Here is a 14,995-nt window from a genome sequence, read left to right on the forward strand (position 1 = left end):
ATATTAAAGATGAAAAGCTTAAACAAAATATTTTTTGCATGCCTTGCCTCATTGGCCTTAAGCGCATGTCATAAAGCCGAACTGGCAATTATTTCGCCGCCATTGCACCAGGTAAGTAACGGTATTACTTCCGATACCCTTAAGGGCGCTGTTAAAGGCACCATGCTTAGCGGCAAAACCTATTATTTTAAAACAGATATCACCGTAAACGAGGGCGATACCCTGCAAATGGAAGCCGGTGTAAAGCTGATAGCTATTGGTGATGGCAAAACCTACCAAACAGCGCCGGAGATTATTATGCACGGCACTTTTATCAGCCTGGGCACAAAGGAAAAACCCAACTACATTACTGTGCAAAATGCAGATACTTACCATACTGAAGCAGCTGCCCAAAACTACAGCAACGTTTTTAAAGGATATTGGGGAGGTATAGTTTGCTGGCCCGATCCTTCGTCAAAAAGTACTACACCCGGTGGTGATTTGATTATTAAATGGACGCACCTTGAATTTGCCGGCGGCCCGGCAAGCGGTAACGAAAGCGGTATTTACGCCAGTGGCGACCCAAGGTATATCATCTTTTTTCAAAACATTAACAGGAACTTCATTTTAGAAGATTCGTGGATATTTGGCGCCAAGGACGATGCCATCCGGGTATCGGGCGGCAAGATTAGTGTTATGCGTAATACCTTCGAGCTTTGCGGCCAATCGGGTGGCGAGTTCTTTAACATGAAAAGCGGTACCGTTGGCGATCTGGCCTATAACTTCATGATAGGCGCGGCAACCAATGCGCTAAAAGCATCTGATGCAGGTAGCTCGGGCACGCAAACCAATGTTAACATGTATAATAATACCATGGTTAACTGCGGTTTCAGGCAAACAAAATCAGGCCGTGGCGGCTCTATCAATTTTGAAAAGGCAGCCCGTGGTACAGTTTACAATAATATTATTGCCAACTGCCGTTTTGGTTTACGCTTAACCAGCGATGCTGATTTAACCAACATAAAGTACAATAACCAATACTACTACGGCTCAACCCAAAAGATTGTGGATTTGTTTAACGCGGCAGATGGCGTATCAACTTTCCAGTCGGCCGATATACATTCAACCACGCCAAAAGATAATGACCCTGCATTTTATGGTTATGATTTAACCGCATTTGATTATACCGCTAACCCCGGCCCAATGACTGTATCATTGCAAACACCCGCTGCTGTGATGGTTGGTACATCAAACTTCAGGTTAAAACCAACGTCAAAAGGCCTTAACGCCGGCAAAACTGATTTTACCCCCATGCACGCGGTAACTGCAACAGGTACTTACGGAACGGATATTACGCCGCCGGGTAAAGACGCAGGTGCCTATCAAAATGATTTTAGCGGTAACCAGCATTAATAATATTTTACCCCTGTTCATTTGCAAGGATCAGTTGGAAAACGGATCCTTGTATGTTTAAATTGATATTTTTATGCGATTTTGTCGTCGAAACACGAAGAACGTTGGCCTGTCATCCTGAGCCTGTCGAAGGACGCGTGGAGAGGCCCTCGCCACGCCATACTTCGACAGGCTACCCATAACATGTCCTATTTTCGAAGTTCGTGGGCCTGTCACCCTGAGCCTTTCGAAGGGTCGCGCGGAGAGGCCTTTGCCCGCTATGCTTCGACGGGGCTCAGCATAACAGCAAATTTATGATGTTTTTTATACGATATCCTTTCAACCCATGAAAAAAGCCCTCTTATACTTCCTGTTCCTAACAGCATCTGCTTTAAACGTCCATGCCCAGGATTGTGGTACCGCTTTTTTAGGTACTAAAACTTTGTACAAAGCACCATTGGCAAAATATATGCCGGTGCCTAAGGGCTACCAGCCGGTGTTTATTAACCATTTAGGCAGGCACGGTGCAAGGCATTTAACTAAGGATGTAAATACCACCGCCATATACACTATTTTGTTAAAGGCCGATAGCGCGGGCATGCTCACCGAAAAAGGCCGGCAGCTTAAGCAAATGGTACTCAACCTGCAAAAGGTAGAGAAAGGCAGCACCAAATCCATATCAGCCGAAGGCCGTGCTGAGTTGAAGGAGATAGGCAATAGCATGTATCGAAACTACAGCAACGTATTTGACAGCCACCCCAAATTGAATGTTACCATCACCAAAGAAGTACGCACCAAACAAAGTGCCGACGCCTTTTTATCGGGGCTGAGAGCCGGCTTTAAAGATTCGGCACAAATAACCGAGGCTAATGATGATTTGAACCTGCGTTTTTATGACGAATCGCCGGCTTACACAGCTTATAAAGACGGGGACGATTGGGAAAAGTACAAAGTAATTATCGCCCAGGCAGAGCACATTGACGAGATTAACAAAAACATCACCTCACGACTTTTTAAGTCGGACTTTCTGAAAACACAGGATAAAAAGTGGGCGGAAAAAGTAGTGAGCGATATCTGGGGTTTTGCAACTATAGTATATTCGTTAAAGGAGGAAATCAGCCAAAAAGGCATCGATCCAAAGGATCTTGATTTTACAAGCTTTTTTACCTGCGACGAGCTAAAGGCTTTAGGCCGCACCGATGCCGTTGAAGATTTTTTGGTGAAAGGCCCTGGTGTAAAACCCAATGGCATACAGGTAATTATAGCAGCGCCTTTATTGGCCAATTTTATAACCACCAGCGACGATTTCATAAAAACCGGGGTAACCAACGCCAACCTCCGCTTTGCCCATGCCGAAACTATTTCGCCATTTGCCGCACTGCTGGGCATTGTGGGAGCCGACAAGGTGTCGCCAAATATCAACCAATTTGATGCCGCGTGGCAAGCTTCGAACGTGGCCCCTTTAAGCTCAAATATCCAGTGGGTGTTTTATAAAAAGAACGGATCGGCAAATTACCTGGTAAAGATCCTGCTGAACGAAAAAGAGGCGCATATTACCGGGTTAAAAACCGGGTTTCCGTACTACAAATGGGCCGATGTTCGCCAATTGTATATGGCCAGGCTTGCCAAGCTTAATTATAAATTGGGCGATGACGCGGCAGCGTTTTTAAAGGAGGTGAAATAGCTGTTTTTACTATCTCCATAGGGCCTATGCCAGATAGCCATTAAGTTGAGAGGCTTTTCGAGCCAAGATTCAACTGCAAAGTGAATTGCTTATTTTTTCTTAGACTTCAGGCGATCTTCGCACCAAATAAAACGGTTTTATGATAAAACTATGATCAAGCCGGCATTTACTATTGCCTCGCCAAAGACCAGACAAGCTATAGTATTAGGCGGTTATTGATTTGCTTTGGCCCTTAGTGGCAAGCAGTGTCAATAATCTGAAAATTACTTGGAAGTGGGTATTTACATGGTCATAAATTGAACTTATTTTGTTGCCATAAACCAATCACAATATGAAACGCAACATACTGTTCATTTTGGCAATAACAATAGTTATTGCCGGCTCGTGTAAAAAAGAAAATAAACCAGCCACGCCGGTTGTGGTAACGCTGCCACCGGTGGTGATAGTTCCTAAAAATCCGGTTACACTTATTCCCGATACCTCGGCACATGGCGGGCCGGGTAAAATAATTACTTATAACACGCCCGAATCGATAACTAAGGATACGATAATGGCAAAAATAGGTACATCTACGGTTGTATTATATAAAACAGGTGACAAGCAGCTGTCGCTACTGTTGCCTGTAATTTCGTCTGGAAGCTATGATGTTAGTTTTAAACTTGGCGATCAGCCGTATACCACCAAAGCGATAGTTGATACTTACAAGAGCATTTCGGACCCGAATGCAACAATTGATATGTTTAAAAATAATGTCAACGCCATTATTGATACTTTACAACAACAATCACGGCCCAATACGACGGTTGACGACGATTTCGCATTTATAAAGCAGTTGATGGTACAATTTAGTACAAACTTACAATCGGCTACACCAGCCGAAAAGTTGTCAATTGCATACATGATACAAAATAGTAATTTAAACCCTGCAACTTTTAAAAGCGCCGGATCTATTGATCCTGATTATAGGGGCTTTAGCGTAAAACAGTCTGTAAATGCTTTGATTGCTAATAAATTGAACGTCAACGAAATTGGGAATACAGAAATTGGCAGCCAGGGCTTTACATTAGGTAGGATATTCTCTACTAAAGTAATTATTGCCACAGCAAGCACAGCTACATTTGCTTATGCAATAGGCGCAATGATAGCTGCTCCTTCGCTAGCTTTGGTTTTTCCGGTGGTTGTTTCGGCTGTGCTTTTCAAAATGGCGGTAAAGGCGGCTTTAAACGAAGAAGGTAATTTGCTTGACAGTTACATTAAAATAAAAGACTTTGCACCGGATTTTTTATTAAATACTATAAAAGCCCCTGTTATAAATACTGCATCTATTTCAACAAGGGGTACAACCAGTGTTCTTGCACTTAGCAATAACAAAAATGTTTGGTTAAATCTTAATGGCAATTTCAGAACTATACAGCAATCCGATTTAAATGATCCGTTACTCGGCAGTTTTATAACTCAGGCCACAGCTTTGCAGGATGATGAAAAAATGTTTAAAGCTAAATTTGATGATCTAAAAAATCGCTTTGGTACTTATTTTCAAAAAGTTACTCAAGCAACTATAGTACATCCAACAATGGTTAAAACTACAGCCGCAGAAAAAATAATTTTGGCGAATAACAAATATGTAACTATTTCTGAAGTGAGTAATCCTGATATTTCATTAACAGCGATAAACGATACAAAAGGATTAAAGATAACAGCATCAAATCCTAATAAAAACATAAAGACAATTACTAATTTCACATTCAAAATCACATATAACCAGGCGGCCCTAAACAATAATGTATCAAAAACTCAGTCAGCTACCTACACTCCTACCATTGATTCCGTTGCCCTGTTAAAAGCCAAGGTTTGGACAGCTTATGAAGACTATGCTATTGATCCAGATACAAAACAACAAAGCTGTAATATAATTGGCAACTCCTGCAACGTAAAAGATATTTACTATGTATTTAAAAACAGTAATGGTGTTATAAGCTGTTCAAGCTGGAGTTATGTAGCAGATTATTTGGCTGAGCAGAAATATACTTTCACAGATGTTTTAACCAGAACTGCAAATGGAAACGCAATTGTAAGCACCGATATTGGTAAATTATCTACTGCGTGCAGTAAAGGTACGCCCTACGTTTCCGAGTATCAATCATCGGGCCCAACAAACGTTAGCTTCGGTAGTTATCGTGTTTTAAATGGCTGGCTCGAACTTAATAGCAACAACACCTGGCGGCAATATGCCAAAATAACCAAGCTTAACGCTACTGCCTTGGAACTGGAGTTTTATGGCGGCTTTAATCAATTTGTTCTAACATCTTTCAAGATAACGGGCACGGGTATAAAACCAGGCTTAGAGAACGTATTAAAGGGGATTGAACGTTTTAAATAATTAATTGTAGCATATAGGTGCGAATTGGCTTTGCTGGCAGCAATACTTTACGTTTGTGGCCGCTGGCCAAGTTATGGTCTCCCCGAGGGTATCACCTCGAAAGCTGTGCAATTGGAAAGTGAATGGGTTGATATACTTCATTTGGTTACTTCATACCCCTGCTAAGCCATTTTATATCAATAAGTTAATAATTACCCAACACGGCAGTAACATGCGATAAGCATTTTCACATCCATTATGAAAAAGCTTATCGTATTTTCTTTTTTATTGTTGTCGTATACCCTGCATGCCCAACAGGCCGAACTTGTGCTTACCGGCGGCAATATTATCACCCTTAAACATAAGGGCGACCGTGCCCAATCTATCGCCATAAAAAATGAGAAAATACTGACTGCAGGCACCGATAAACAGGTATCTAAATATATAGGCAAGGCTACCCGCGTTATTGCTTTACATGGTAAAACTGTAATGCCCGGCTTTAATGATGTGCACCAGCACCCGGCACCTGTATATGAATTTAAGGAACCTTACGCCGTGCTCAGGCTGGATACGGTAAGTTCGATGAAAAATCTCATCGCCTTGCTTAAACGCAAGGCTGCCATTACCCCAAAGGGGATGCTGATACGGGGCGTTGGCTATAACGAAACCAAGCTTGGCGGGCAGCCCATTCGCGATAGCCTGGATAAGGCCAGTAGCATGCACCCCATTTTAATAAGCCATGTAAGCGGCCACATGTCGGCAGCTAATTCATACCTGGTGGAGCATGCTGGTATTAATGAAGCCACTAAAGACCCGGCAGGCGGCCTGTTTGAGCGCTACCCGGGCACCAATAAACCCGATGGTATTTGTAAAGAGTTGGCCGCGGGCTACCTGCGCCGGGCAAAAAATATCACCTATCCGCCTAAGCCTACGCCGGCACAGGAAATGGCGGGTTACCGTCTTTACTTTAACCAGGTGCTGGCCAGCGGCGTAACCAGTATAGGGGATGCCTGGACAACCCCCGAAAAAGTGGTTACCTACAACAAACTGGTGGCCGAAAAATTCCCGATGCGTTTTAACCTCATCATCGGGGTTGATTACCTTGACCAGGTTTTGAATGGTAAAATACCGCAGCTGCATTCCGATTATTTACGCATCAACACCATCAAGGTGATACAAGGGAACTCTTTAAGCGGCAAAACCTGCTGGTTGTATGAACCGTATGACATGATTAACCCGCTTACCGGCAAAAAGGATTACTACGGTATCCCGCCGGCCCGCAGCCAGGCCGCGCTTGATAGCCTGTTCTTGAAAATTCACAGCTTTGGCTGGCAGATAGCCTGCCACTCCAACGGCGACCGCGAAATTGACATGGTGATAGCAGCCATTGAAAAGGCTCAGAAATTGCACCCGCGTACCGATGCCCGCCATCGTATTGAGCATTGCAGCATCACCAACCAAAATATACTTGACCATATTAAGAACGCTGGTATTATCCCGGTTTTTCATTGCTACATGTATGAACTGGGCGAGAAGATGCTGGTTTACGGCCCCGAAAGGCTTAAATTGCTGCACCCTACCAAAACAGCCCAGGATATGGGTATTGTGTATGCCTTGCATTCGGATGCGCCAATATCTGCTTACCCGGCTATGCTGCGGCTGGGCAGCGCTGTTACCCGCAAAACAAAAGAGGGCGTTGTAATTGGCGCCAACCAATGCATTGATGCCGAGGATGCCATTAAAGCCTACACCTATGGTGGTGCTTATACTACTTTTGAAGAAAACAAAAAAGGATCATTACTTCCGGGGCGGTTTGCCGATATGGTGGTGCTGGATGCCGACCCAACAACCATCAATCCTGATAAAATACGTAATATCAAAGTGAATATGACAATGGTTGGAGGGCGTATAGTTTACCGGGCGACAGGAAAAAGATAGCCTTTTAAAGGATCGGCAAATTACCTGGTCAAAATTCTGCTGAACGAAAAAGAGGCACACATTACGGGTTAAAAACGGATTTTCCATATTACAAAAGGGTCAATGTTCGCCAACTGTATATGGCCAGGCTTGCCAGTTTGGATTACAAAACGGGCGATGACGCGGCGGCGTTTTTAAGGGAGATGAAATAGCGCGTGCCTTTAATTGAAATGCCGGGGGCCTTCCTTTCAATATAAAGCTCAAATTATAATCACGGATTTGTGGTTTATTGCCCCTTTATAATCAAATTTCCTAAACCTTATATTATCAAACTAAAAATTGCGTTAATAGGGGCAATACCTTTATCAGCAATTTAACTAATGGCATATCATCATTACCCCATTTGTAATATCCGCTCCGGCACCATAACGCTATTGAGCTAAGGGATGGCATTTATGGGCCGGCAGTTGAAAATTATCGACAAGTTTATTGTCGGCAAATACCTGGGTACTTTTTTATTTACCCTGGGCATTTTCATGGTGATATCCGTTGTTTTTGATGTATCAGAGAAGCTGGATAATTTCACGGCCAGACATGCGTCGCTTCATGATATCGTATTCCATTATTATGCCGGGTTTATCCCTTATTACCTGAATCTATTATCACCGTTAATTAATTTCCTGGCCGTTATATTCTTTACGGCAAAAATGGCCAACCAAACAGAAATAGTGCCCATTTTAAGCGGCAAGGTGAGCTTTAACCGCTTTTTGCGACCTTATTTTATGGCCGCTACCATTATATTTATCATTTCGTTTTTCGCCAATGTATACCTGATACCCTATACCAACCGCTTAAAAAACAATTTTGAAAATGCCAACGGAATGACGGATAACGACCCGGCCAAAAGTGGCGTACATATGCAGATAGATAAACACACTTTTGTGTACATGCAAAGTTATAACGAAGCCAAACACACCGGCGACCTGTTTATTATGGAAAAATTTAACGGTGATACTTTGCTTCAGAAACTCGTGGCACAAACAGCTGCCTATGATTCGGTAAAAGGGGTATGGTCACTAAAAAACTACTCGGTTAAATATGTGAATGGCCTGCGCGAGCAATTTATAAGCAGCAATACCCCAAAAGATACCATCCTTGACATGCACCCGACCGATTTTATTTTGTATGATAATGTATATAGCGCAATGTCATTACAGGAGCTCAATAAAAACATCGGCAAAGAGAAATTACGCCGCCCAGAAGTTTTAAACAACTTGTATTACGAAATGTACCATCGTTTTGTGTACCCTTTATCTGCTTATGTTTTAACGGTTTTGGGTGTGGCCTTATCCTCGCGCAAGGTGCGCGGCGGTGTGGGCCTCCCGTTGGGAGCGGGCATTTTGCTTTGTTTTGCCTATATTATAGTCGAAAAATTTGCCATCACATTTTCAATCAAAGGGGGCTTTCCTCCGGCAATAGTTGTCATGTTGCCTAATGTTTTATTTGGGTTGCTTGGCTGTTATTTAATTTTTAAAGCACCCAAATAACCTGTTGCAGTTAGTAATTCAATATTATCTTGATTGCCAAATTGTTAACTAAAATTTGTTTTTTAGCAATAAAAAAAATAATTGCGCTGTTGCGGGTGTTTATTGTGTTTATAGTCAATTGTTTATGTGGATTGTTTCCCCTTCGTCGCGATAGTTATCTATTTTAAAATAGCTATTATATAAGTTTTGCAATTGCGTATATTACATTCGCTATTATGGCTAACAAACCGTGGTGTTATTAAATAACATGCAACTTGTCTTTAATAGCCTCGGGAGTTTTTTAAGTACAAGCAGCGCGGTTTAACATTAACTAACTGGAGAATGGCATTTTTAGCAGCCCCGTGCTATATGCTTTGTTTTTTTTAAATCAAACTTGGTACTTTCATGTTACCAAATAAACCTATAGCCGTAAATATGCAAACACAGGAAGGTACCCATGATAATTTGATGGCATTTTTTAATGCCATGGACGAAGTTTTCTTTGCTGTGGATATGGTAAGCACGCAGGTATTGCAAATGTCGGAGGGGTGCGAAAAGCTATGTGGTTATAAACCTGAGGATTTTATTACAGGCAGCCGGTTATTGTTTGATATGATTCACCCGGAGGATAAAGATATTGCTGTTAACGAGCATAGAAGTTTAGAGCGGGGCGAGCGGGTTAGTAACCAGTTCCGTATTATCCACAAAGACGGAACGATACGCTGGGTAGAGAAAAAAACGATCCCCATAATGGATTATACCGGGCATTTGGCAAAGGCCGAAGGGATTATCAGGGATATTACATCGGGCAAAGCCGAAAAGGAAACCCTTAGGTTAAGCGAGGAACTGTACCGGCAAATTGTTGAAACGGCGCAGGAAGGCATCTGGACAATTGATGAAAACGAAAAGACCAATTTTGTAAACATCAAAATAGGCGAAATTTTGGGCTACTCCGCAGAAGAAATGCTGGGAAAAGAGCTTTACGATTTTATGGATGAAGAAGGTAAGGCCTACGCCATAGCATGTATGGAAAGGCGCAGGAACGGGGCCAAAGAAAATTTAAATATCAGGTATGTAAAAAAGAACGGCGAGGATGTTTGGGCAAATATATCGGCCAACCCAATTTTTGATAAAACGGGGAGGTACAGGGGAGCCCTTGCCATGGTAACAGATATTACCCAAAGTAAACAGGATCAGGAAGCGCTGCAAAAATCAGAGGCAAACCTGCGCGCTATTTTTGATAACACAGATATAGCTTACGTGCTGTTTGATGATGAGCTGAATATCATCTCTTTTAACACACAGGCGCAAATATATTCTGAAGGACGCGCTAACAAAACGCTGAAGACGGGCCTGGCCATGAAGAATTATTTCCCGGCAGAAAGAATGGGCTTTATGGAAGAAATGCTGGATAAAGTAGTCAGGGACGGAAGCGCTGAATATGAATTAAGTTATCCAAAAAAAGATGGCAGTGTAGAATGGTATCACATACAATGGTTTGTTGTAAAAAACAGCGAGCATACCCCTTGTGGTTTTGTGGTGGCCAACAAAAACATTACCGGGCATAAAATTGCCGGGCTTGAACGCGAAAAGATAACGGCCGATTTGATTCGGCAAAATAAAGACCTGGAGCAGTTTACCTATATCATATCGCATAACCTGCGGGCACCCGTAGCCAATATAATTGGCCTATCGTACCTCATCGACCAAAAAGATGAAACGTTGAGCGAAATGCACGAGGTACTTGAAAAAGCCGGGCAATCGGCAAAAGACATTGATACAGTTATTAAGGATCTGAACCATATTTTGCAAACCCGCAAGGTGGTAAATGAGCAAAAAGACCTGGTGGTTTTTAATGACCTCGTGAATGATGTTAAAGCCGATATGCAATATATCATCACCGGCGAAAATGCCTCTTTTGAATGCGCGTTTGATGAAATAGATGCCATGTTTACTGTACGGGGCTTTCTTTACAGTATTTTTTATAATATTATTTCAAACAGTATCAAATATCGCCGGGCAGGTACCGCACCGCTTATTCATATTGAAAGCCATCGGCAAAATGATAAAATAAGGCTTACTTTTAAAGATAATGGCAAAGGCATTGATCTTGACAAGAACGCTGCTAACCTGTTTGGCTTGTACAAACGTTTTGATACAACCATGGAAGGCAAGGGTGTGGGGCTTTTTATGGTTAAAACCCAGGTTGAGGCCTTAGGTGGCAGTATAAATGTAAAAAGTAAACTAACTCAGGGGACCGAGATTATTTTGGAATTTCCGGTTACCAAGCCGGATGTTTGAGGCGCGATAAATATTGAAAGGTAGTTTTGGGCAAACACATGCATAACAGGGAGGCGGGTATAATTTCATCCTTAATGCAACGTTGTATATATTTGCACGTATACACCCCCGGTAAAACTTAAATGGAACCAGCCCGTAACAACTTTCACTTCGAGGACCTGCTGAACAGGCACCATTTAAAAAAAACTGCCCCACGGCTCCGGGTACTGTCCATGATGTCGGCACGCAGCGCAGCCACCTCGCAGCCTGATCTGGAGAGTGTTATGAATGATATTGACCGCGTTACCCTATACCGCATCCTGAATGCTTTTGAAGAAAAAGGCATTATCCACAAGGTGTTTGATTTAAACGGCACAGCCAACTACGCGCTATGCTCATCCAGCTGCAATGAAGGCCATCACCATGACGAGCATCTGCATTTCAATTGCACCCAATGCAAAAACGTATACTGCCTTGATGATTTGCACCTGCCGGCCATAACCCTGCCCCCCGGTTTTGAACCACAGGGCTTTACATTATACGCAACCGGCTTGTGTCCCAAATGCAGTAAAAAGGCGGTAAAAAAATGAGGGGTTTTAAAAAGCTTTTTTCAGTAGTAATCATCGGTTTAGGACTATGCCTGTGCTGTTGTTTTAGCTCCGGTGCCCAGCAAAGGGATACCATTCCGGCTACCTCCGGCTTCCGCTTTAAAACGGTAATTATTGATGCAGGCCATGGCGGTAAAGACCCTGGCGCCCGCGGATCATACTCGGTTGAAAAAAATGTTACCCTGGCCATCGCCAAAAAACTGAAACTTTATATTGATACCGGCATGAAAGGCATCACCAGCCTAATGACCCGTACCGATGATACGTTTATTCCCCTTAATCAACGCTCAAACATAGCCAATCAGGCGCATGGCAACCTGTTTGTTTCTATCCACTGCAACTCGTCGCCCGAAGGGAACGCAGCTTCGGCCCATAAGCGTAAGGGAGTGTTGTTGTTGGTTTATGGTTTCCACAGGCTTAAAGAGCAGGAGGAAGCCGTACGTGAAAACGCCTCCATTTTTCAGGAAAAAGACTATAAGCAAAACTACGAAAGCTATGATGAAACCGACCCATCAAACGCTATTATCCTGAATGCCTATATTCAAAAATACCGCAAGCAAAGTATCCTCTTCGGGGATTTGCTCAATGCCGAATTTACTGATTTTGACGGCCGCCCAAGCGAAGGGGTGAAGGAGCAGGGTGTACTGGTATTGGCCCATAGCGCCATGCCTGCCGTACTTATCGAAACAGGTTTTATTAACAACCCCGAAGAAGAGGATTACCTCAACTCGCCCGGCGGGCAGGATGCTATAGTGAAATCTATTGTGACTGCTATTAACAACTACCGCAAAGCCATTGGCAGCCTGTAATTTTCATATTTAGTGCGCAGATACCTATAATCAGCTATATTCGGCTCTGCAAATCCCTATTCATGATAAAGCTGATGCCTTCGTGCAAATTTCTGTTAACTACTTTAGGCCTGATATTAATTGCCGGTTATTCATCGGCACAAATTAAACAGCAGGGCGTTATACCGCAGCCGGATAAGTTTGAAAGAAATAGTGGGGTATTTACTTTTTCTGCGGCTACCGGTATAACTATTGGGCCGGGAATCAAAACAGGTAACCTTATATTTTTCAATCAATATTTTAAATCTCTTGCCGGCTATCAGCTTAAATTGAAAAGCGAAGGCACTATCATCCTGAAAATCGATTCCTCTAAAGTCGCCGATAATGAAGGTTATGAACTGGTGGTAACATCAAAGCAAATTAATATAACCGGTCATGACGAGGCTGGCGTATTTTATGGCCTGCAATCGCTTATTCAGCTATTACGCTCATCTAACGGAAAAATAACCGCCGGGAACTGCACCATTCAAGATCATCCACGCTTTGCGTACCGGGGCATGCTCCTGGATGTATGCCGCCACTTTTTTGCTGCCGATGATATCAAAAAGTGGATTGATATGCTGGCCCTGTACAAGATAAATACCTTTCACTGGCACCTTACCGACGACCAAGGCTGGCGCATAGAAATAAAAAAATACCCGCTTTTACAAAGCATTTCGGCCTATAGGGATGAAACCATCATAGGCCACAAGCGCGATATCCCTCACCTTTTTGATGGCAAACGGTATGGCGGTTATTACACCCGGCAGGAGGTTAAAGCCATTGTAAAATATGCGACAGACAGGCACATCACCATTATACCGGAAATTGAAATGCCGGGGCACGCGCTGGCGGCATTGGCAGCTTACCCGCAACTGGGTTGCACCGGCGGCCCGTATAAAACGGCTACATATTGGGGTATTTTTGATGACGTATATTGTGCCGGTAACGATGAAACCTTTACCTTTTTGCAAAACGTTCTCGACGAAGTATTGCCACTTTTTCCTTCAAAATATATTCATATAGGTGGCGATGAATGTCCCAAAACTAAATGGAAAACCTGCCCCAAATGCCAGAAACGCATTAAGGATGAGCATTTAAAAGACGAACACGAACTGCAAAGCTATTTCATAGGCCGCATGGAAAAATACCTGAACAGCAAAGGCAGGCAGATTATTGGGTGGGACGAGATCCTGGAAGGCGGCTTAACTCCCGGTGCTACCGTAATGAGTTGGACTGGAGAGGAAGGTGGCATAGCTGCTGCCAAACAACATCACAATGCAATCATGACGCCCGAAAAATATGTTTACCTGGACTATTATCAGTCGTTATACCCAGGCGAACCCATAACAGCCGGCGGCTATACCCCGCTCAGCAAAGTGTATAATTACGAACCTTTAACAAAAGAATTATCTGGCGATGAAGCCCGGTACATCAAAGGTGTGCAAGCCAATGCCTGGAGCGAATACCTGCCCAGCCCCGCCCGGGCCGAGCGGCAACTGTTCCCCAGGATGCTGGCTTTGGCCGAAGTAGCCTGGTCGGCTAAGGAAAATAAGGACTATGATGGCTTTTTGAGGCGGTTACGGTTTGAGCAATCACTGTTCAAAAAACTCAATATTAATGCCGCTAATACTTTTGATGAGATAACAGATAATGTAAGTGAAACTGCAAACCACCAGGTGTCGCTTAGCTTAAGCACTACCTTGCCCGGTGGAAAAATATTTTATACCACCGATGGATCGACGCCGGGCTTAGGTAGTAAAGCGTATATCAATGCCTTGACCATCACCCAATCGGATACTATAAAAGCCGCGGTGTTTGGCAATGGCAAATTAACCGGGCGTGTGTACGTAAAAAGTTTTGCCATTCACAAAGGTATTGGTAAAACCGTAACCCTTGCAAACCAGCCGCAGGTGGCCTATAATCCCGGCAATACCTTTGGTTTGGTGAACGGTATTTTTGGCAGCAAATTATACAATGATGGCCAGTGGTATGGCTTTAACGGCAATAACCTGGATGCCGTGGTCGATCTGGGTTCGGTTCAAAAAATATCACAGTTGGGTATCAATATTTTAAAATACCACTGGCAAAAAATGTGGGAGCCAACACTGCTTACGTTCGAAGTATCGGCAGATGGAAAAAACTATACCGAAGTTTATCGCCAAACCGAGTTTACCGCCAACGGTATCAACACGGTAAAAGCCGATATTAAACCAACGCAGGGCCGCTATGTCAGGGTAATTGGTACCAACAAAGGCATTATCCCACCTGGCGAATATATTGCCGGTGCTAAGGCCTGGTTATTGGTGGATGAGATAATTGTTAACTAATGAGTTATTTGAGAATTTGAAAATTTGAGGATTTGAAAATGATGGGAGTTATTTTCAAATGTATAATCATCCGCACATCTTCCGATCCTCATT

9 protein-coding genes are annotated in these 14,995 nt (G+C 43.2%); all 9 read left to right on the forward strand.

From position 1 onward, the window contains the following. The first annotated feature begins 9 nt into the window (after positions 1-9). The 9 genes from AC1DU2_RS13430 to AC1DU2_RS13470 all read left to right on the forward strand — a co-directional run bounded on the left by AC1DU2_RS13430 (position 10) and on the right by AC1DU2_RS13470 (position 14,902). Positions 10-1,392, forward strand: coding sequence for a hypothetical protein (locus tag AC1DU2_RS13430; protein ID WP_477384910.1), 1,383 nt, complete (start codon positions 10-12; stop codon positions 1,390-1,392). Between the two features lie 325 nt (positions 1,393-1,717). Next, positions 1,718-3,055 carry a histidine-type phosphatase gene (locus AC1DU2_RS13435; RefSeq protein WP_477384911.1) on the forward strand — a complete coding sequence of 446 codons (1,338 nt, stop codon included), beginning with the start codon at positions 1,718-1,720 and terminating at the stop codon, positions 3,053-3,055. Between the two features lie 331 nt (positions 3,056-3,386). After that, positions 3,387-5,435: a hypothetical protein gene (locus AC1DU2_RS13440; protein ID WP_477384912.1), complete on the forward strand. Its 2,049-nt coding sequence runs from the start codon at positions 3,387-3,389 to the stop codon at positions 5,433-5,435. 237 nt (positions 5,436-5,672) lie between these two features. Beyond that, the gene (locus AC1DU2_RS13445) at positions 5,673-7,352 is read left to right on the forward strand and encodes an amidohydrolase (RefSeq protein ID WP_477384913.1); all 1,680 of its coding nucleotides are present in this window, start codon (positions 5,673-5,675) and stop codon (positions 7,350-7,352) included. A gap of 425 nt (positions 7,353-7,777) precedes the next feature. Continuing rightward, the gene (locus tag AC1DU2_RS13450) at positions 7,778-8,878 is read left to right on the forward strand and encodes an LptF/LptG family permease (protein ID WP_477384914.1); all 1,101 of its coding nucleotides are present in this window, start codon (positions 7,778-7,780) and stop codon (positions 8,876-8,878) included. 384 nt (positions 8,879-9,262) lie between these two features. After that, complete coding sequence (locus tag AC1DU2_RS13455; RefSeq protein ID WP_477384915.1) at positions 9,263-11,158, forward strand: PAS domain-containing sensor histidine kinase; 1,896 nt, start codon at positions 9,263-9,265, stop codon at positions 11,156-11,158. Between the two features lie 122 nt (positions 11,159-11,280). Then, positions 11,281-11,727 (forward strand): Fur family transcriptional regulator, encoded by a 447-nt coding sequence (locus tag AC1DU2_RS13460; RefSeq protein ID WP_477355964.1) that lies wholly within the window; start codon positions 11,281-11,283, stop codon positions 11,725-11,727. Next, entirely contained in the window at positions 11,724-12,554 is an 831-nt protein-coding gene (locus AC1DU2_RS13465; RefSeq protein ID WP_477384916.1) for an N-acetylmuramoyl-L-alanine amidase family protein, read from the forward strand. The genes AC1DU2_RS13460 and AC1DU2_RS13465 overlap by 4 nt, the downstream gene beginning before the upstream one ends. Positions 12,555-12,616: 62 nt before the next feature. Continuing rightward, a complete protein-coding gene (locus AC1DU2_RS13470; RefSeq protein ID WP_477384917.1) occupies positions 12,617-14,902 on the forward strand; it encodes a glycoside hydrolase family 20 protein in 2,286 nt (761 codons plus the stop codon). Positions 14,903-14,995: the final 93 nt, after the last annotated feature.

Source organism: Mucilaginibacter sp. P4_C11 (genome assembly GCF_056402115.1).

Coding starts and splice junctions, on each gene's coding strand:
- AC1DU2_RS13430 (WP_477384910.1), top strand. CDS start 10: ATGAAAAGCTTAAACAAAATATTTTTTGCATGCCTTGCCTCATTGGCC.
- AC1DU2_RS13435 (WP_477384911.1), top strand. CDS start 1,718: ATGAAAAAAGCCCTCTTATACTTCCTGTTCCTAACAGCATCTGCTTTA.
- AC1DU2_RS13440 (WP_477384912.1), top strand. CDS start 3,387: ATGAAACGCAACATACTGTTCATTTTGGCAATAACAATAGTTATTGCC.
- AC1DU2_RS13445 (WP_477384913.1), top strand. CDS start 5,673: ATGAAAAAGCTTATCGTATTTTCTTTTTTATTGTTGTCGTATACCCTG.
- AC1DU2_RS13450 (WP_477384914.1), top strand. CDS start 7,778: ATGGCATTTATGGGCCGGCAGTTGAAAATTATCGACAAGTTTATTGTC.
- AC1DU2_RS13455 (WP_477384915.1), top strand. CDS start 9,263: ATGTTACCAAATAAACCTATAGCCGTAAATATGCAAACACAGGAAGGT.
- AC1DU2_RS13460 (WP_477355964.1), top strand. CDS start 11,281: ATGGAACCAGCCCGTAACAACTTTCACTTCGAGGACCTGCTGAACAGG.
- AC1DU2_RS13465 (WP_477384916.1), top strand. CDS start 11,724: ATGAGGGGTTTTAAAAAGCTTTTTTCAGTAGTAATCATCGGTTTAGGA.
- AC1DU2_RS13470 (WP_477384917.1), top strand. CDS start 12,617: ATGATAAAGCTGATGCCTTCGTGCAAATTTCTGTTAACTACTTTAGGC.